Origin of the sequence: Bacillus sp. SIMBA_008, assembly GCF_046535495.1 — a bacterium.
Lineage (GTDB): Bacteria > Bacillota > Bacilli > Bacillales > Bacillaceae > Bacillus > Bacillus subtilis.
In genome coordinates this window covers 971772-990831 of the sequence record NZ_JAWRWL010000001.1, presented here as the reverse complement: position 1 = coordinate 990831, position 19060 = coordinate 971772, and the positions used below count along the sequence as shown (strand labels likewise).

Below are 19060 nucleotides of genomic sequence, written 5' to 3'. Positions count from 1 at the left end.
TCCTCGGGGGCTTCGTGTGTTAAAAAATACCTATCACATGCAAAAACACGATGATGATGGCAACAGGAGATAAATATCGAATGAGCAGCAGCCAAACCGCAAACCACTTTCGTTTGAGATTGGAACCGCTTTTCAGCTCGTCAAACAAATCCTGTTTCGGTATTTTTAGCGGAACAAAAATCGAAATCAGTAACGCACCTAACGGCATTAAAATATTGCTCACAAGATAGTCAGCCGCATCAAAAATAGACAGATGAAATATAGTGACGTCACTTAAGACACCGTATGATAATGCAGACGGCACACCGACAATAAAAATAGCAATACCGCCTAACCAAGCGAATCGTTTTCTCTTATTGATATCGCCTTTCGACAGTACTGCGACCAAAATTTCCAGCATTGAAAAAGCAGATGTCAATGCAGCAAATAAAAATAGAAGTAAAAATGCTAATAAAAAGATAATTCCGAACGGCATTTGATTAAACACAGTCGGCAGAACGTTAAATAACAGAACCGGGCCTTGGTCTGGCTTGAGGCCGAATGAAAATACAGCTGGAAAAATCGCAATTCCGGCCATTACAGCAACAAGCATGTTCATAACAGTTACAGATACAGCGGACTGTACCAGATTTTCCTGTTTCTCTAAATAAGCGCTATACGTTACCATGACAGATACACCGACACTTAATAAGAAAAAGGATTGTCCCATTGCATATAAAATGGTATTGGCATCAATTGCAGTTAAATCAGGCATGAGGAAAAATTTGATTCCTTCCATCGCGCCATCAAGTGTAACCGAACGCACCATTAAAATGATGAATAATAGAAAAAGCGCCGGCATTAATACTTGGCTTGCTTTTTCAATTCCGCTGCTTACCCCTTTTGCAACAACTAAAATTGTTACCACCATAAAGAGCAGCTGGCCTCCTACAGCCAAATAAGGATTTGAAATGGTACTTGCAAATATCGTATCAAAACCAGATGTTTGCGATAAACCGCCAGTGAAGCCTTTTATAATATAAATTAAAATCCATCCGCCTACGACACTGTAGAAAGATAGAAGAATAAAGCACGTCACCATGCCTAAATAACCGATCCAATGCCACTTCGTTCCTGGAGCAAGTGTTTTATAGGACTGAACGGCATCTTTCTGTGTTCTTCTGCCTATGATGAATTCACCTAACAATAAAGGCAGTCCGATTAAAACCGTAAATAAAATAAAAATAAGTAAAAATGCGCCTCCTCCGCTGGTTCCGGCAACATATGGGAATTTCCATATCGCACCAAGCCCGATAGCTGATCCTGCCGCGGCTAAAATAAAGCCGAGCTTCGAAGACCATTGATTTGCTTCCTTCACCGTATCACTCCTATTTGATCTAACCATTATAAAGGTTCATTGTAAGAATATCTTCCTATATAGTCAAGAACATTTTAATTAGTTTACATCATATATCTATAGACATCTGCCAAAAACTAATATTGAATTATTCAGAAAATTATTTATAATAAGAGAATGTTATGAAATTTGTAAGAATTTCTGCTGAAGTTCTTGATAAGTGTGTTAGGAGTGTTTTTATGGACATCATTAGAAAAATAAGCCATTTTGCAGGACAAACCTTTGGCATATGGGTCATTGTTTTTGCAGTGCTGGGATTTTCTTTCCCATCTTTATTTACGTGGATCAGTTCTTATATTACGATTTTTCTCGGCATTATCATGTTTGGGATGGGCCTTACACTGCAAGCCGATGATTTCAAAGAGCTGGTCAGAAAGCCTTGGCAAGTTATTATTGGAGTAATAGCTCAGTATACGATCATGCCGCTCGTTGCTTTCGGCCTCGCATTTGGGCTTCATCTTCCAGCTGAAATCGCAGTTGGTGTTATTCTTGTCGGCTGCTGTCCCGGGGGAACTGCATCTAATGTTATGACATTCTTAGCAAAAGGAAATACTGCCCTTTCTGTTGCGGTTACGACAATTTCTACCTTATTGGCACCTGTTGTAACACCGTTGTTGATTATGCTGTTTGCCAAAGAATGGCTTCCTGTCTCGCCGGGGTCTTTGTTTATCTCAATCTTACAGGCGGTTTTATTTCCGATCATTGCAGGTCTGATTGTCAAAATGTTTTTCAGAAAACAAGTGGCAAAAGCCGTACATGCCCTTCCGCTTGTTTCTGTCATTGGCATCGTTGCGATTGTCTCAGCTGTCGTCAGCGGCAATCGGGAAAATCTGCTTCAATCGGGGTTGCTCATTTTTTCAGTTGTTATCCTGCATAACGGTATCGGTTATTTACTGGGGTTTCTTTGTGCAAAGCTTTTAAAAATGGATTACCCGTCTCAAAAAGCGATTGCAATCGAAGTCGGCATGCAAAACTCCGGGCTTGGGGCTGCACTTGCCACGGCTCATTTCTCACCGCTATCTGCCGTACCAAGCGCAATATTCAGTGTGTGGCATAACCTTTCAGGTTCTATGCTTGCAACATATTGGTCAAAAAAAGTGAAAAAGAAGCAAGCTGGATCCAAAAGCAGCAATCTATCACTTTAAATATGCATCAAAAAGGGTACATCACTTTATCGTGATGTACCCTTTTTTATTATCCTTCTAATAAAAGCTGTTCAGGATCTTCCAGTAAATTTTTGATTGTCACGAGGAAACCAACCGCTTCTTTACCGTCTACAATTCGGTGATCATAAGATAAAGCGATATACATCATCGGACGGTTTTCGAAACGCTCTTCATCAATGGCTACAGGGCGCAGCTGAATCTTATGCATGCCCAGTATACCGACTTGCGGGCTGTTTAAAATTGGAGTTGACATCAATGAACCGAAAGTCCCTCCGTTTGTAATCGTGAAGGAGCCTCCCTGAAGCTCGCTAAGGGTTAATTTATTGTTTCTTGCTTTTTTCGCAAGCTCGCCGATCTCTTTTTCGATTCCTGCAAATGTCAGGCGATCCGCATCCCGTACAACCGGAACGACAAGACCTTCATCAGCAGCAACAGCGATTCCGATATCGTAGAATTTTTTAACGATCAACTCATCGCCTTGAATTTCTGCATTCAACAGCGGATATTTTTTCAATGCAGCCACGACCGCTTTCGTGAAGAAAGACATAAAGCCGAGCTTCACTTCATTTTGCTCAAAAAATTGATCTTTGCGGCGTTTTCTGAGATTCATGACAGCCGTCATGTCCACTTCATTAAATGTAGTCAGCATCGCTGATGTTTGCTGTACCTCTACAAGGCGTTTTGCAATCGTTTGTCTGCGGCGTGACATTTTTTGCACTTCAACAGGTTTGTCAAAGCTTTGCTGTGCTTTTTGAGCCTGAGGCTGCTGCTTTTGCTGAGGAGCCGGTTTTGATGCCGGTTTTTCGTACGCTTCGACATCCTGCTTGCGCACTCTTCCAAGCGGATCTCCAGTTGGAACTTGAGACAGGTCAATTCCTTTTTCTCTCGCAAGCTTACGGGCCGACGGAGAAGCGATCGTTCTTGATTTTGCTTCAGATTGTGCTTCCTCGCTCACCTCTTGTGCAGCTGGTTCAGCCTGTTTCTCTTCTTTTACGCTTTCCTTGCTTTCTGTTTTCTCTGTAGGAGCAGGGGCAGAACTTTCACCCGCGCCTTCTGAAATCGTACCGATAATTTCTCCGACCTGGACGGTATCACCCGAATCTTTCAATACCTCTTGAAGTACACCCGATTCTTCTGCTGTCAATTCAACATTCACTTTATCCGTTTCTAGTTCAAGCAGATATTCACCCTGTTCTACATAGTCACCAGGCTGCTTTAACCATTGGGCTATTGTTCCTTCTGAGATTGATTCTGCTAATTCAGGTACCTTAATTTCCGCCATTTTTTCATTTCCCCCTTAGTTTTTGCGAGTCAAGCTATCAGATACAATACGTTCCTGTTCTTTTTTATGAACTGTCGGATCTCCCTCTGCAGGGCTGGATCGTCTTCTTCGTCCAATATATTGAACGCTTACTCCCTCTGGTGCAATCTCTGTCAAATACGGGCTGATATAACCCCAAGCCCCCATGTTCTGCGGCTCTTCCTGCACCCAAACGATTTCTTTCAGGTTCGGAAGTTTTGCAAATAATTCTTTGACTCCTTTTGCCGGGAATGGATACAGCTGTTCGATTCTCGCAATGTGAAGCCACTCTTTACCGTCTTCTAACTTATTAAAATGATCGCTAATGTCTATAGACACTTTACCGCTGGATAATACAAGTCTGGTTACTTTTTCATAGTCATGAGAAAGTCCCGACTGTTCATAAACAGGCTGGAAGCGGCTTTCGCTGAGCTCCTGCACTTCCGACACCGTATTTGGGTTGCGAAGAAGGCTCTTCGGCGTCATAATGACGAGCGGTCTGATTTCTTCACGAAGCAGCATTTTAGCCTGTCTTCTTAAAATATGGAAATACTGTGCCGCGCTTGTCAGGTTGGCAACCGTCCAGTTGTTTTCCGCTGCAAGCTGCAGGAATCGCTCAATTCTTCCGCTTGAGTGCTCAGGCCCCTGTCCCTCGTAACCGTGCGGGAGCAGCATGACTAATCCGGATTTTTGGCCCCATTTCGCGCGTCCGGCAGAAATAAATTGGTCAAAATACACTTGAGCAGCGTTGGCAAAATCTCCGTACTGTGCTTCCCACAAAACAAGCGTTTCCGGTGAATGCACGTTATAGCCGTATTCAAAACCGAGAACCGATCCTTCAGACAGCGGGCTGTTATGAACAGCAAATGATGTGCTGCAGTCAGATAAGTGATGAAGCGGCACAAATTCTTTGCCCGTCTCACTGTCATGAAGCACAAGGTTTCTTTGGGCGAACGTTCCGCGCTCGGAATCCTGTCCTGTTAAACGAATCGGTGTTCCGTCTTTCAAAATTGAAGCAAACGCGAGTGATTCTGCCAAAGACCATTCCACTTTTCTGTCATCATCGAACGCCTTGGCGCGTCTTTCTAAAATGCGCTTTAGCTTGCCGAAAACATTAAATGACTCCGGCCAGTTGATCAATTCGCCATTCAGCTTGCGGAGCACATCAAAATCAATCGAAGTGTCCACATCTGGGAAACCGTTTGATACAGGCTCTGGAAGTTCAATTTCACAAGCAGTGTGTTCCTTTTTAGACGGAACTTTCTGATATGCATCCTCAATGCGCTTCGTTACCGATTTTTCGATGTTTTGAACGACTTCCTCGGTAACCACGCCTTCTTTTACCAGCTTTTCAGCGAAAATTTGTTTGACGGTCGGATGCTTTCTGACAGCATCATACAGCATTGGCTGAGTGGTTGACGGTTCATCCATTTCGTTGTGTCCATAGCGTCTGTACCCGATCAAATCAATCAGAAAATCCTTGTTGAATGTTTTTCGGTATTCGACCGCAAACTTAACAGCTGAAAGACAAGCTTCAGGATCGTCCGCATTCACGTGAACAATCGGAATTTCATAACCCTTGGCCAGGTCGCTGGCATATTTTGTCGATCTGGATTCAGCGCTTTCTGTTGTGAATCCGATCATGTTATTGGCGATAATATGAATCGCACCGCCTACTTGATACCCTTTTAAAGAGCTTAAATTCAATGTTTCAGCTACAATTCCTTCCCCAGGGAATGCAGCGTCTCCATGGATTAAAATGGCCAGCGATTTTGTTTCATCTTGTACCGGGTATCCGCTTTGTGTTCGCGTTTCCTGTGCCGCTCTTGTGCTGCCTTCAACAATCGGATTGATAAATTCCAAGTGGCTCGGGTTGTTCGCTAACGTAATGCGCGCTGATTTTGTTTCAGCGTCTTGAAGCTCCCGATTCGCCCCCAAATGGTATTTGACATCCCCCGTCCATCCGTAGCTGATTCCAATGGATCCCTCAGACGGTACAAGATCTTTGTTCGGCGCATGCTGGAATTCAGAGAAGATGATTTCATACGGTTTGCCGAGCACATGTGCCAAGACATTCAGGCGTCCCCTGTGCGCCATCCCGATGTTGACACTTGTCGTGCCTGATTTGACAGATTGTGCAATAATGTCATCAAGCACTGGAACAAGAGCGTCCAGACCCTCAATGGAAAAGCGCTTCTGCCCGACGAATGTGCGGTGCAAAAACTGCTCAAAGCCCTCTACTTCTGTCAATCTTTCCAGCACAGCTGACAGCTTTTCAGCTGAGTTCTTCTGGAACAGCTCGCCAGATTCAATCTTTCTTGTCAGCCACTCGCGCTCTTTGAAGTCATGCACATGGTCAAATTCAAAAGAGATGGTTCTTTTATACGTATTTCGTAAATACTGAATGGCTTCTAAACCGTTCGAAATGTTTTTAGGAGCGTCTTTGCAGATGACAGACGCAGGTATTGCTTTTATTTCCTCTTCTGTTAGCCCGTAATCGGATAATGGAAAAAGTTCGCTCTTTTTCTCATCCTTTCTGAGCGGATTGACGGAAGCGTTCAAATGGCCATAGGTTCGGATATCTTCTGCAAGTCTGACTGCGGATGCGATCTTTTGAATCAGATCGGCTGTAACACGTCCCTTTTCTTTTGTTCCCGAGGCCTCTTTTATATCGCTTGGCGGAGCACCGAGCTCGTCGAACATTTCCTTCAAATCCGGGTCAATGCTGTTCGGATCCTGGGTATACTGATCGTAAAGCTCCAGCGCATAGCCGAGGTTCGGACCGTAAAAATCTTCCCAATTCATTCGTTGTTTCATACTATTTTGAAACATTTGAATATTACCCCCAACTTAAATAATCAAGTGATTGATTCACTATCTTGAAATAACTTTCGAACGCTGTGTCCAAAATTATGTAATAAAAACGCTTCCAACGATATTTTACCACTGTTTGCAATTTGATTCTACCTTGATTGTTCACAAAATAGTAAAAAACCTTTATAAAAAACAAAAAATTTAATCATTCGAAAAAACAAACGCCAAAAAGCATAGGATTAAGGGCTATCCTATGCTTTTATGAAGCAGTTTTTTCAGCAGCGGATACAAAACATCCGGTAGCTGATCAACATCCGGGACAAATATACTGAATTTTCCGTACATATCCTGGATCGTCTTCATTTGCGATTCTTCTATTTCTGAGTTGGAGAGAAAAACATTTATCACTTCTATTCCTCTTTTTCGGGCTTCGATAACCGCCTCACTTGTATCAACGATCCCATTTTGTTCGTAGCCAAATGCGGCCGGCTCTCCATCTGAGAAAACAATTAAGAACTTTTGCGCCTCGCTGCGATGCAGCATTTTTTTCGTCATCTGCCTAATTGCGTACCCGTCACGGTTATCTTCTTCTGGCTCAAGCTGCATAATGGCCGGTCCAGAATCTTGTCTTAATGATGATTGGAAGGGAATAACCGTATTGAAATAGTTTGGCTGGCTTTTTTCGGTTGCATCATTTGTGTCCTCCCAAAAACCGACAATCTGATGCGGAACCGCTACCGATTTCAACGCTTCGTGAAACAGCACGATTCCTCGTTTTGTTTCGTCCATTTTGTCGAACATGCTGGCGGAACAATCGACCAGCAATGTAAAAACTGCGTCGATTTCTGAAGATGGTTCTTGCTTTTTGTAGAACAGGCGCGGATTTCGCTCAGTGAAGTAACGAAGAAGCTTATTGTTCAGTCTCCCGGCATGAAGGTCTGTTCTCGGCAATGTTTTTTTATGCTCCAGCGTTTTTTGAATCATTTGTTTCAAACGCTTTTGATACGATTCAATCGTTTTTGCCTGCTGTTTATAAGAAAGCTCTTCTTCACTGGTTGCCGGCTGCGGTTCTTTATAAATTGGAAATGCATATTTATTTTCTTTGCCGTCAGCCATACCCGCTCCGTTCGGCTGGTCTTTTTGGGACTCCAGCGCTTCCAGCTTGGAATAGTCTTTCCGTTTCGTTTGTCTGGCTGATCCTTGAACAGAGCCAAGGGCCTGATCTCCATCGTCGCCTTCCCTTGAAGCATCTTTTCCTGAATCTGATTTTGCGCCGTGTTCAATATCAAATTGAAGGAAGCTTTTAGACGGTGCTTCTGTTTCCCGGTGCCATGTCGGCATTTCTTCTTCATGGATATCCTCATCACCGTCTGATTGTTTTGGAAGCGTGATGTCATCACTCAGCTTCGGCGCTTTTTTCTCTTCTTCAAATAACGGCTGTTCTGCAGCTTTTGCGTAATCAAGCTCAGGCAAAAAGAAGTAGGTGTTCAACATGTCTTTATCGAGTACCTCTTCAAGTCCGTCCATGAGGTCCTCAACAATTTTCAGAACCTGCCGTGTCGAATCTGCTTCATACACACGCAAGAGCTGCTGCTCAATAAACGGGCGCATCAGATCGATATCTTCACGCATGGATGGAAGGGTCTCGAGCGGCGATTCCGCTGTGAGCTTGAAATAGATCGCGCAAAAGAGCGCATCGGTAAAAATGCTTCGTTCCAAATTTAAGGTCAGCTGGGTTGAGAAATGTTTTCTGTACATGTCTTTTCGCTTCGCAAATACATGTTTCGTACCCGGACGCTCACGTTTGATGCATTCTTCGATCCTAATGTCTTCAAGCAGCATAAAGAGCTGCTTGGCAAAACTTTTAAAGGTGAGATGACGATGGGTATCATTCAAAAAGTTCGCAAACTCATGCAGCGAGCTATATCTTGTTCCGACTGAACGCAGGTAGACGTCGCTTTTCAGACCCGCTTCCATGTCCTCAGCTGCCCTGTCTTTCCAAAAATGGCTCATATAGATTTTCTTTTCAAATGGATTGTAATAGGACTGAACGCCATACTCCACTTCTACCGCTTCACTCTTGGTGAGTGTTTTAGCCAAATCAGTCAGCATCATAAATAAAAATGAATCAATCGTGCTGTCGTTAAATTTGATAAATTTCATCGCAGCCCCCTCATTCAAACAGAGTTTCTGCAATATTTCGGACGGCCGCTTTTTCCCGATCATCATCAAGCTTTTCTACAATTCCCCGCTCAATGGCACGACGCGGCGGAATATAAGCAGCTAAATCACATGTATCGATTAAAGCTCTGATGGACGCCGCTTCTTCAGACACCTGTCCGTTATTGGCCTGAACGATCAAGTCAGAGGAAAGCGTGATAAATCTGTCAATCAATTTCTCGTCTTTCAGGGCTGACTGAGACATGAGCACTTGTTTCAGCAGCTCGCCTTTAATATAAGGCACATCAATGATGACAAAACGGTTTTTCAACGCTTCATTCAGAGGAACAGTTCCGACATAACCTTCATTGATGGCTGCAATGACTCCGAAACCGCTTTTAGCCCGTATGACCTCGCCTGTAAACGGATTTGTCATCATTTTTCTGTAATCTAATACACCGTTTAAAATAGGCAGTGTTTCTGGCTTCGCCATATTGATTTCATCTATATAAAGAAAATGGCCTTCCTTCATTGCCTTTGTAACAGGTCCTGAAACAAACTCGATTGTCGCCTGCCCAGATTGATTTTCAATCGTTTTATAACCGACCAATGCCTCAGCGTCCAAGTCGACTGAACAGTTGACGCTGTGCATCGGTTTATGAAAATAGCTGGACAATGTTTCTGCCAACTTTGTTTTTCCTGAACCTGTAGGCCCTTTCAGCAGGACATTTTTCCCCATGGCTAATGCAATAATGGCGTCAAATAAAATGGCTTCATCCTCCGCCTCATAGCCTGATGTTCCTATAAGCGATTGAAACTCTGGGGAAATAGGCTGCTCTTTATATGATAAAAGCTTTTGTTGTATATCTTCCGGCAATGTTAAGTGCTGTAGTTGAGTTGTCATAGACAGATTCCCTTTCCTATTCATATTCCATTAACGAGTATACTAAAAAAGCCCCTGTATGCTCAATACAAAAGGGCTTGGATGATATTACTGCTTCTCGTTATTTCCCAAAAGGGCTCCGCAGACAATACGCGCACCGGAATTGCCGCTTGGGTTTGTCAGATAATCGTCCGCTTGTTCATGAATAATAAATGCACTTCCGTCCTCGTCGAGAATATTTAGTTTACTTCCTTTTTTCAGTGAAGTGTCAGGCGCATTCATTATGACATCTACCTTTCCATCAGCACCGACTTCAAGGTTCGGCAGATCTCCGGCATGATGCCCCATCGGATTGTTGAAGCCGTGTTCTTTGTTCAGTGGATTAAAGGGACCGCCCGCTGATTCAAAATCCGGCCTGACACAAGAACCTTTCTCATAAATATGAAAACCGAGAGAAGCACCTGGACGCAGGCTGTTTGCGGAAATATGAATATCGAGGCCTTCATCATCTGATTCTTTGATCTCTATAAAACCGACTGCTTTCCCTTCACGATTGACCAGCTGGACATGATGACCAAACGCTGACGTTTCAACCACTTTTTTTTCCGGCACCCGGTTAGGAGGGTCTGGAGGTTTTTTTTGTCCGCATCCGGCAACTCCCAGTGCCGTCAGCATCATCAACAGCAAGAGACGGTGCATACTGTCTCCCCCTTGTTTTTTCTAACAGTGTGGTCAATCATTGTCTGGTATAAACAAAAAAGCCTATAAAAGGCTTTTTGTCATACTCATTTTTAAAAATAACTTCTTGCGCCCAAGTACCGCTGTTTCCAATACGAATTGCTGAGATTGGAAATGTCGACGCCCGATGAGCTTGCATGAATAAAATCACCGCCGCCTAGATAAATCCCCATATGAGACGGGCCGGATTTATATGTGGTAAAGAAGACAAAGTCTCCTACTGACGGCTGGCTGACTTTCTGCATGACATTCCAATATCCTGCCGTACTCAATCTTGATATAGATGATACATTATTAATGAGGTAATAAATGAAGCCGCTGCAATCAAAACCGGCAGGCGTGTTTCCGCCCCATCGGTAAGGCACTCCGACATATTTTTTCGCTTCCGTGATCATTCTGTCAATCTTCGAGCCTATTTGAATGTTTGACCCTGAGTTATCTTTTGGCTTTGTTGGCTTTGTCGGATTTGAAGGATTAGATTTTGATGCTCCAGAAATAGTCAGAACCTGCCCGATTTGCAGCACATCCGATGATAAATTGTTTTTATCACGGATGCTTTGGACAGTGACTCCGAGCCGATTTGCAATTTTCCACAGCGAATCGCCTGCTTTTACCTTGTACGTCGTTGTTTTTGAGGGATTGGACTTTGACGGCTTTTTGGAACCGCTGTTTCCGTTCTTAGGCGAACTGCTTCCTTTTATTTTGAGCACCTGTTTAGGATAAAGTGTATCTGATGTTAAGCCATTTAAAGTTTTTAATTCGGCTACAGTCATATTTAAGCTGTTTGCGATTTTCCACAGTGAGTCACCAAGCTTGACCGTATATGTACTTTTTGAAGAACCTGAAGAATTGGAACCACTGTTTTTCTTTGATCCATTTGATCCGCTTGAACTGCTTGTCCCTTTGATCTTAAGCTTTTGCCCCGGACGAATCAGGTCACTGCTCAGGCTGTTTAAGCTTTTAAGCTCAGAAACACTCATTTTATGATTTTTAGCAATCATCCATAGGGAATCACCATATGCAACTGTGTATGTTGACGTTTTGCTTGAATTAGATGGGGATGTCGTGCTTTTTTTGCTGCTTTCAGGAACCTTAAGACTTTGTCCGACATAAAGCACCGTTGATTTCAATTTGTTTTCGGATTTCAGAGCTGATATTGTCGTATCATACTGGCGGGAAAGTTTCCAAAGAGAGTCACCGCTTTTTACTTTTATCGTTTTTGCTTCCGCGGGTGCTGCGGCCATCGACGACCCAACAACTGCAGAAACAGCCAAGCCGGCTACAATCTTCTTTTTCATTCATTCAACCTCCTAAACTGTTTTTTTGTAAAAACAGCTAGTATTTTGTTTCCAAAAATGGCACACAACTGTTTTATCGTCAATTTTTCAGCAAGTTAAACCCTTTTCAAACATTTGGCGCAGCATTTTCAGCATCGTTCGACCTTTAAACCTTCAAATAAACATCTAACATTTTACATAAGCACGATATGTTTTTCGAAAGTCTAAGGAACTATTTAAGTGAGGGTAAAAATGATGGTTCTCTATCGATGAACGAAGCAGTTTCTCCTCCTTTCTTGTCTATTTTTCTAATCAATTCTCTATCGGCGTGTCAAATCCCTTCCTCTGCATTCTTATGAAATGGCAAAAAGCCTGTTCTTTCGATAAGAACAGGCTTTTACACTATGCATTTGCTGATTGAGTTTTTTGTTTTACAGCTTCAAGAATGCTGTCGGCTGCTTTTTTAGAGCCGCCTGCCGCTTTCAGTGATTGTCCAATTTCTTTTGCCTTTTCAGCATACGAACGATTATTCATTACTTCTTGTATCGTCTCTTTCAGTAGGCTTTCAGACAATTCTTCCTTTTTAATTACTTTTCCTGCGCCGACTTTTTCTACCTGATCTGCGACAACAAATTGGTCGCCTCCCATCGGAATGACAACGAGCGGGGTTTCAAAATACAAACCTTCACTTGTGCTGTTCATTCCGCCGTGGGTCACAAATAAGCTGGCTCTTTTCAAGATCTCAAGCTGAGGGACATACGGGCGTACAATGAAATTCTCCGGAATGTCGTTTAACTCACTTGTTTTAATATGCTTGCCGATGGAAAGCACAACTTTACCGTCAAAGTCCTTACACACTTCAAGGCATTGATTAAAAAACTGCTTTTGATTATTAAAAATGGTTCCCATTGAAATAAACAGCACGTTTTCATTGTCAATCTGATCAAATGGGAAATCATTGTTTCCGGCTCTTTCTGTAATGGAAGGACCGACAAATACATATCGCTCGCCAAATTGCTCAGCCAGTGGCTGAAATCCCCTTGATGTAAAGACGATTGTCAAGTCACCATCAGCTAAAAAAACATCAAATGGCTTCTTGATCTCTGCTTGAAAATCAGCATTTAACGTTTCTGCAAGCTGCTGGTATGATTCATAATGAGGCGAATCTTCAAGTGATCCTTTCATGTACGCTCCCATCATTTCCTTCGCAAATTCCTCATTCATCGCAAAGGTTGTACACAATGAAAATCTTGGCAGCTTCAGCATGTTGGCAATGACTTTACCCGCGAGAAGATGGTGATCATATATGACATAATCATACGATTCATGTTTGACTTCCTCATAAATATGAGTCGCGATATCCTTACAGGCTTTCAAAAAAGCGCAGAGCATTTCTGTGAAATCTCTTTCTTCATCGCCGGTTGCGTTTTTCCCGAAGTAATCTCCTCTGAAATCATGATACTCACGAAACTCTATATCAAGAGCTGTGATTTTTTCTTTATATTCCTTCACTGCGTAGTACGTAATGTTTTCTCCCCGGGATTTCAGCTCCTTCATCACACCGATAGAGGGATTAATATGCCCTTCACCGGGGAAACCGATCATTAATACATTAGCCATGCGGCAGCACCCTTCCTTTGAGAATTTATGTAATATTTTATACGGTACTATAAATGCATAAACAGGTAAAGTATTTCACTTAATTAATATTCATCATATATAACTTTTCTACCAGTTTATATTCCCTGTCTTCAAGACAAAAAGCATTCAGCTTGAAGCGAATGCTTTAATAAAGATGCGAATTCAGTCATTTTGTCTCATGATAGGATTCTTAATCAGGCCCTTTTTATTATTTTTACGTTCTTGGTGAAATTAACGGATATAATACACCGTCTTTGGCAAACGACATCTTCCCTGTTTCCTCTGAAACCACGAGCACCAGTGCATCCGTATAGCCCGACATACCGAGAGCCGCCCGGTGCCGGGTTCCCAAATGGATATCCACTTCCTTCGTCGTCAGCGGGAGCACATTGGCTGCTGACACGAGTTTGTTTTCCCTCACTAACAAAGCGCCGTCATGAAGAGGGTTTCCGGGGAAAAAGATGCTTTCAATTAATGAAGAGCTGATCTCGGCGTGTAGGGAGGTGCCTTTTTGAATAAAATGTTCAACCGGGTCTGCTCTTTCAATCACAATTAAAGCTCCATGCTTATGTTCCGATAAGGCTTTAATCGCCTTGGCCAGCTCAATAAATGCCGGCGTAAATTCCTCAATGTATGATTGCAAATAAAAGGAGGATGCAATCCCCTGCATGTCCTGAAATATGTGCCCCAAATCATCTAATTCACAAAGAAGACACTGGTCTTTTTCGTGAAGCGTTTTCAAGATTAGAGATGCATCACCTAATATTTGCTCTAGGTACACCTGTATTTTCCCCTTGAACGTATTTTCTGATATCTGCTCATAGCGCATAGCCTTCATCTCCTGTTCAAATTTCCAACTTTTCACGAATGCTTATCTTATTGATGCACATTCTATTGGTAAAGGAGGGATGTAAAGAATGGAAATCGAAAGAATCATTCAGTATATTTGCACCTTTTTAGGCGTGATTTCGCTTTCTTTTATTTATGCCCAAATGTTTAGAAAAACGAAACCGACAAAAAAAGAATAGGCCCGGCGTTCATTGCTTTTTATACATAAAATGTTATAATTTCTCTCGTTATGAAAAAGAAACGGAGATCAATGTATGAAAGAAACTCAAAACGCCCGGGAAAAAATCAAACAGCTCTTGCACATTTTAATACCGATATTCATTACCCAGGCGGGGCTTTCTCTTATGACTTTTCTAGATACGGTGATGTCAGGGAAAGTCAGCCCCGCTGATTTAGCTGGTGTCGCCATTGGCTCAAGCCTTTGGACCCCTGTTTACACAGGACTTGCAGGTATATTAATGGCGGTCACCCCGATTGTCGCTCAGTTATTAGGCGCAGAGAAAAAACAGAAGATTCCCTTTACTGTTTTACAAGCTGTATACGTGGCCGCGCTTCTTAGCATCGCCGTTTTAGTGATTGGATATGCTGCAGTTGACCTTATTCTTGGCCGATTGAATCTTGATATTCACGTGCATCAGATTGCTAAACACTTTTTAGGCTTTTTATCACTGGGAATTTTCCCTTTATTTGTTTACACCGTGTTGAGATCATTCATCGACTCATTAGGAAAAACGAGAGTCACCATGATGATTACACTCAGTTCTCTTCCAATCAATTTTGTATTGAATTATGTATTTATCTTCGGGAAGTTCGGAATGCCGGCACTTGGGGGTGTAGGCGCGGGGCTGGCATCCGCGTTAACTTACTGGTGTATCTGCATCATCAGTTTTTTCATTATTCATAAAAACGCACCGTTTTCTGAATACGGGATTTTTCTTACCATGTATAAGTTCTCTTGGAAAGCATGCAAAAATTTGCTCAAAATCGGGCTGCCTATTGGGTTCGCCGTGTTTTTTGAAACGAGCATTTTCGCAGCTGTCACGCTTCTAATGAGCCATTTTCATACAGTGACCATCGCGTCCCACCAGGCAGCCATGAATTTTGCGTCTCTTTTATATATGCTGCCGCTTAGCGTGTCCATGGCTCTAACAATTGTTGTCGGATTTGAAGCGGGTGCAGCCCGTTTTAAGGATGCACGCTCATATAGCTTAATCGGCATCATGATGGCGATCGGCTTTTCTTTGTTCACTGCCGCCTGTATCCTTTTATTCAGAGAGCAAATTGCGGGCATGTACACTTCTGACCCCAATGTGCTCCGGCTGACACAGCACTTTTTAATTTATGCGCTATTTTTTCAGCTTTCCGATGCTGTTGCCGCACCGATCCAGGGAGCACTCAGAGGGTACAAAGATGTGAACTATACACTTGCGGCCGCTTTTGTCTCTTACTGGGTCATTGGCCTTCCGGTCGGTTTTATGGTCGGTACGTTTACAAGCCTCGGTGCATTCGGCTATTGGATTGGATTAATAGCGGGACTCGCCGCCGGAGCAGTTGGGCTGTTTTTCAGGCTGGCAAAACTGCAAAAACGTTATTCGCAAAAACAACACATTTAAAAGAGGTGATCAATCATGGCAAAAAACAAAAAATTATTCGAGTATCTTTCCCAGCATGCGGAAACCATCAGTTCAACATGGTATGAAACAATCGAGGAGACTGATCCCAATTCCATTTATGCCTCAACAGACCCTGTTGTCATTCACAATTTAAAGAGCCAGAATCTTGCCTTTAACTATAAAATAAACCGTATTTTTATAGATGATGAGGACGTATACTTGCCTATACTGAAAGAATGGGCCTTTGAAGTCACACAGGATCAAGAGCATTTAAAAACTCCTATCCACTATATTATTCGGGAGTTTGTCAGAGTGAGAGATTTATATGTTTCCTATGTGAAAGAATTTGTCCATCTCAATCAGGATACTGTGAAAAGCGAAGAAGCCGAAGACCTGTATCACGCCCTTATAAAAGCGTTTGATCTTGTGATTCATATTTTTATAGAAGAAATGTACAAAAACACAAGCCTTCAGCTTCAGGCCCAAAAAGATATGATTACTGAATTGAGCGCTCCGGTCATCGTGCTGTTTCACAGCGTCGGACTGCTGCCTTTAATCGGAGATATTGATACAGTCCGCGCCAAGCTGATTATGGAAAACACACTGCATCAATGTGCGAAAAAAAAGGTGACACAACTGTATATTGATTTGTCAGGAGTAGCTGTGATTGATACGATGGTTGCCCATCAGCTGTTCAGTCTGATTGAGGCGCTTCGTTTAATCGGTGTTTCTTCAACTTTGTCTGGAATCCGTCCGGAAATCGCGCAAACAGCGGTTCAGCTAGGTTTGTCTTTCGAAGGTATTTCCTTGAGATCCACTCTCGCTTCAGCAATTGCATCGGACTTAAAATTAAAAAAGGTATAAGGCTTAAGGCCTTATACCTTTTTGATTAATCATTCCATTGATACGTCCAATAAATTTCTTCTTCAAACCATGTTGCCATAACAGGTTCATTATTTTTCAATTTCTCTTCAAGCTCTCTGAGCATGCCTTCTGTTTGTGTGCGGTGAGCTCTTAACGCATTCATTTTAATATCAGCTACTTCTTTGATATCAAGCACGACATCAGCTTCGCCGAGAACCTCTTCTCTGTTGCGGGTAATGGCCATGCAGATTGTACGCGGACGGTCTTCTTTCTTTTTGCGGTACAATGCACGGATAACCGCTTCCCCGCATGCATCATGGTCAGGGTGCACACCGTGTCCGGGATAAAATGTGACAATTAAACTTGGTTTTACATCATCTATGATCTCTTCCATGATATCAGCTAAATACTCATCATCTTCAAATTCGAGCGTTTTGTCACGGAGTCCAAGCATACGAAGGTCATTGATATCCATTTCTTTGCAGGCATTGATGAGCTCTTGTTTTCTTAATAGCGGCAACGTTTCCCGATTCGCGAAAAATGGATCGCCCATATTTCTGCCCATTTCACCTAAAGTGGCGCAGGCATACGTAACGGGAATGTCTTTTTTTCTGTTTAAGGCAATGAGGCCTGCCACTCCATATGATTCATCATCAGGGTGAGGCAGGATTACTAGTACATGTTCTTTCATTATTATTCACCCTTTTCTTTAAACTGTGAACGGTTTTTCGCTGATTTGCAGAGAAATAGCCAGTTTACCGCCCGGCAGGTGTCCCGCCATTAATAAACGGTTTTCTTCATCTACCGTGTATTCAGTCAAGCCTTCAGCATAAATCCAGCCTTCTTCTGTTTTCAAGCCAACGCGGTAAGGCCCGTTGCCTTTGATTTTTGCCTGATGATAAGTGACTTTTGCATTGCGGATATACGCAACAACCGTCATGTTCTTTTCATTTAAGTGCGCTGAATAAGAACCTGTGGTGGTTTCTAAATGGATATATACAGGGCGGTCCGCATATCGTTCTAAAGATGCTTGCACATCTTCTTTTATGATCGCTTTCATGATTGCTCCCCTCTTTCTTCTTTTAAATACTCTGCACGTTCTGTATGTAATTTGACCAGCTGATATTTCACAGCCGGTTCGAGCTGTGAATTCACAATGCGCTGAATCGCGGCAAAATATTTTTCCAGCATCGGTTTTCGGAGTCTTGGATGTGTTCGTTTATCCAAGAGCTCAAGATCAATCGCCTCTGCTACCGCTTCTGCGTCATCATGTGCGAGAGATCGGTTATTCCAAAGTGAAGCATAGGCTTTCACTATCTCTTTATCATTGTCCATCGTCTTGCTCCTTTATGTCTTACATACATGAAATGATTATACATAATATATGCATCAGCTGAAAAGCCAAAGGCCTCAATGGCTTTTTGACGCCCGTTTCCACTTCACTTGTGAAAACGTAAACAAGAGCAGCGCAGCCCATATACAGCTGAATGTAAAAGCCTTCGAGCTTGAAAATGGCTCATGGTAAACAAACAGCCCGATCAGCAGGGTAATGGTCGGCGCAATATATTGTAAGATACCGACTTGATACAGCGGCAGCCGTTTCGCTCCTTCCGCAAACAATAAGAGCGGCAAAGCCGTAAACACACCGGCCAAAAAGAGAAGCAGCCACGTCCCTCCGCTTTCTGCACCCGCTGGCTGAACATGTCCGCTGAACAGCAAATACCCTAATGCAATCGGCATAATCATGAATGTTTCCAGCGTTAAACCGATGGCGCTCGGCAGGCTTGTTCTTTTTTTGCTTAACCCGTACAGCCCAAAGCTGAATGCGAGCAGAAGCGCAACATAAGGAATGGAGCCGTATTGGAACGCTGAGATGATGACACCGGCTGCCGCAATCGAAACGGCCACTAATTGCAGGCGATTCAGTTTTTCCTTTAAAAATAAAATCCCAAGGAGCACTGATACAAGCGGATTAATGTAATAGCCAAGACTAGCCTCAAGCAAAAAGCCATGGTTGACAGCCCATATGTATACAAACCAGTTGATCGAAATCAGGATAGAAGCAAGAAATAAAGAGAGGATCCCTCCGTTCTTTTTCAAAGAGCACAGTTCCTGCCATCCTAATTTCCATTGCCGCAAGAAAAAAAGTACGATACACATAAAAACAAAAGACCATATAATACGATGAGCCAAAATATCAAGAGCCGGCAGCTGTTCGAGAAGCTTCCAATAGAGCGGAAACAGGCCCCACATGATAAAGGAAACGGCTGTGTAAATAACGCCTTTTTTTGTTTCTGAATATTGCATTTATATCCCTGCCTTTCTTTAGAGCATCTTATATTATATCACGTGAAAGATC

Annotated in this window: 16 protein-coding genes; 3 read left to right on the top strand and 13 right to left on the bottom strand. The window is 42.7% G+C overall.

Features of this window, described 5'->3' with window-relative positions:
* Positions 1-19: 19 nt before the first annotated feature.
* Positions 20-1357, bottom strand: coding sequence for a sodium-dependent transporter (locus SB658_RS05475; RefSeq protein WP_004399312.1), 1338 nt, complete (start codon positions 1355-1357; stop codon positions 20-22).
* A gap of 218 nt (positions 1358-1575) precedes the next feature.
* On the opposite strand from SB658_RS05475, the gene SB658_RS05470 reads away from it, so the two are divergent.
* Complete coding sequence (locus SB658_RS05470) at positions 1576-2541, top strand: bile acid:sodium symporter family protein (protein ID WP_004399225.1); 966 nt, start codon at positions 1576-1578, stop codon at positions 2539-2541.
* Positions 2542-2590: 49 nt separating this feature from the next.
* On the opposite strand, the gene odhB is transcribed toward SB658_RS05470, so the two are convergent.
* The 8 genes from odhB to cdaS all read right to left on the bottom strand — a co-directional run bounded on the left by odhB (position 2591) and on the right by cdaS (position 14213).
* Positions 2591-3844, bottom strand: coding sequence for a 2-oxoglutarate dehydrogenase complex dihydrolipoyllysine-residue succinyltransferase (gene odhB, locus SB658_RS05465; RefSeq protein ID WP_004399364.1), 1254 nt, complete (start codon positions 3842-3844; stop codon positions 2591-2593).
* Between the two features lie 15 nt (positions 3845-3859).
* Entirely contained in the window at positions 3860-6694 is a 2835-nt protein-coding gene (gene sucA / locus SB658_RS05460; RefSeq protein ID WP_004399330.1) for a 2-oxoglutarate dehydrogenase E1 component, read from the bottom strand.
* A 228-nt stretch (positions 6695-6922) separates the two neighbouring features.
* A complete protein-coding gene (locus SB658_RS05455; protein WP_144500739.1) occupies positions 6923-8839 on the bottom strand; it encodes a nitric oxide reductase activation protein NorD in 1917 nt (638 codons plus the stop codon).
* Between the two features lie 10 nt (positions 8840-8849).
* The gene (locus SB658_RS05450; RefSeq protein ID WP_010886530.1) at positions 8850-9764 is read right to left on the bottom strand and encodes an AAA family ATPase; all 915 of its coding nucleotides are present in this window, start codon (positions 9762-9764) and stop codon (positions 8850-8852) included.
* Positions 9765-9827: 63 nt separating this feature from the next.
* Positions 9828-10418 (bottom strand): superoxide dismutase family protein, encoded by a 591-nt coding sequence (locus SB658_RS05445; protein ID WP_004399243.1) that lies wholly within the window; start codon positions 10416-10418, stop codon positions 9828-9830.
* A 92-nt stretch (positions 10419-10510) separates the two neighbouring features.
* Positions 10511-11755, bottom strand: a complete 1245-nt coding sequence (cwlS, locus tag SB658_RS05440) for a D-gamma-glutamyl-meso-diaminopimelic acid endopeptidase CwlS (protein WP_032725982.1) — start codon at positions 11753-11755, stop codon at positions 10511-10513.
* Between the two features lie 381 nt (positions 11756-12136).
* Positions 12137-13354 (bottom strand): macrolide family glycosyltransferase, encoded by a 1218-nt coding sequence (locus SB658_RS05435; RefSeq protein WP_004399256.1) that lies wholly within the window; start codon positions 13352-13354, stop codon positions 12137-12139.
* Positions 13355-13589: 235 nt separating this feature from the next.
* Positions 13590-14213, bottom strand: coding sequence for a cyclic di-AMP synthase CdaS (gene cdaS / locus SB658_RS05430; protein ID WP_144500748.1), 624 nt, complete (start codon positions 14211-14213; stop codon positions 13590-13592).
* A 265-nt stretch (positions 14214-14478) separates the two neighbouring features.
* Between cdaS and SB658_RS05425 the strand changes: the two genes are divergently transcribed.
* Positions 14479-15837, top strand: coding sequence for an MATE family efflux transporter (locus SB658_RS05425; RefSeq protein ID WP_144500738.1), 1359 nt, complete (start codon positions 14479-14481; stop codon positions 15835-15837).
* A gap of 15 nt (positions 15838-15852) precedes the next feature.
* Positions 15853-16701: an RsbT co-antagonist RsbRC gene (rsbRC, locus tag SB658_RS05420; RefSeq protein ID WP_014480032.1), complete on the top strand. Its 849-nt coding sequence runs from the start codon at positions 15853-15855 to the stop codon at positions 16699-16701.
* Positions 16702-16726: 25 nt separating this feature from the next.
* Here rsbRC and bshB2 read toward each other — a convergent pair whose 3' ends face one another.
* The 4 genes from bshB2 to rarD form a co-directional block, all read right to left on the bottom strand.
* A complete protein-coding gene (gene bshB2 / locus SB658_RS05415; RefSeq protein WP_003231215.1) occupies positions 16727-17392 on the bottom strand; it encodes a bacillithiol biosynthesis deacetylase BshB2 in 666 nt (221 codons plus the stop codon).
* Between the two features lie 18 nt (positions 17393-17410).
* Positions 17411-17761, bottom strand: coding sequence for a YojF family protein (locus tag SB658_RS05410; RefSeq protein ID WP_003231213.1), 351 nt, complete (start codon positions 17759-17761; stop codon positions 17411-17413).
* Positions 17758-18036 carry a hypothetical protein gene (locus SB658_RS05405; protein WP_003231211.1) on the bottom strand — a complete coding sequence of 93 codons (279 nt, stop codon included), beginning with the start codon at positions 18034-18036 and terminating at the stop codon, positions 17758-17760. The genes SB658_RS05410 and SB658_RS05405 overlap by 4 nt, the downstream gene beginning before the upstream one ends.
* Positions 18037-18111: 75 nt before the next feature.
* Positions 18112-19008, bottom strand: coding sequence for an EamA family transporter RarD (gene rarD / locus SB658_RS05400; protein ID WP_015714103.1), 897 nt, complete (start codon positions 19006-19008; stop codon positions 18112-18114).
* Positions 19009-19060 lie beyond the last annotated feature (52 nt).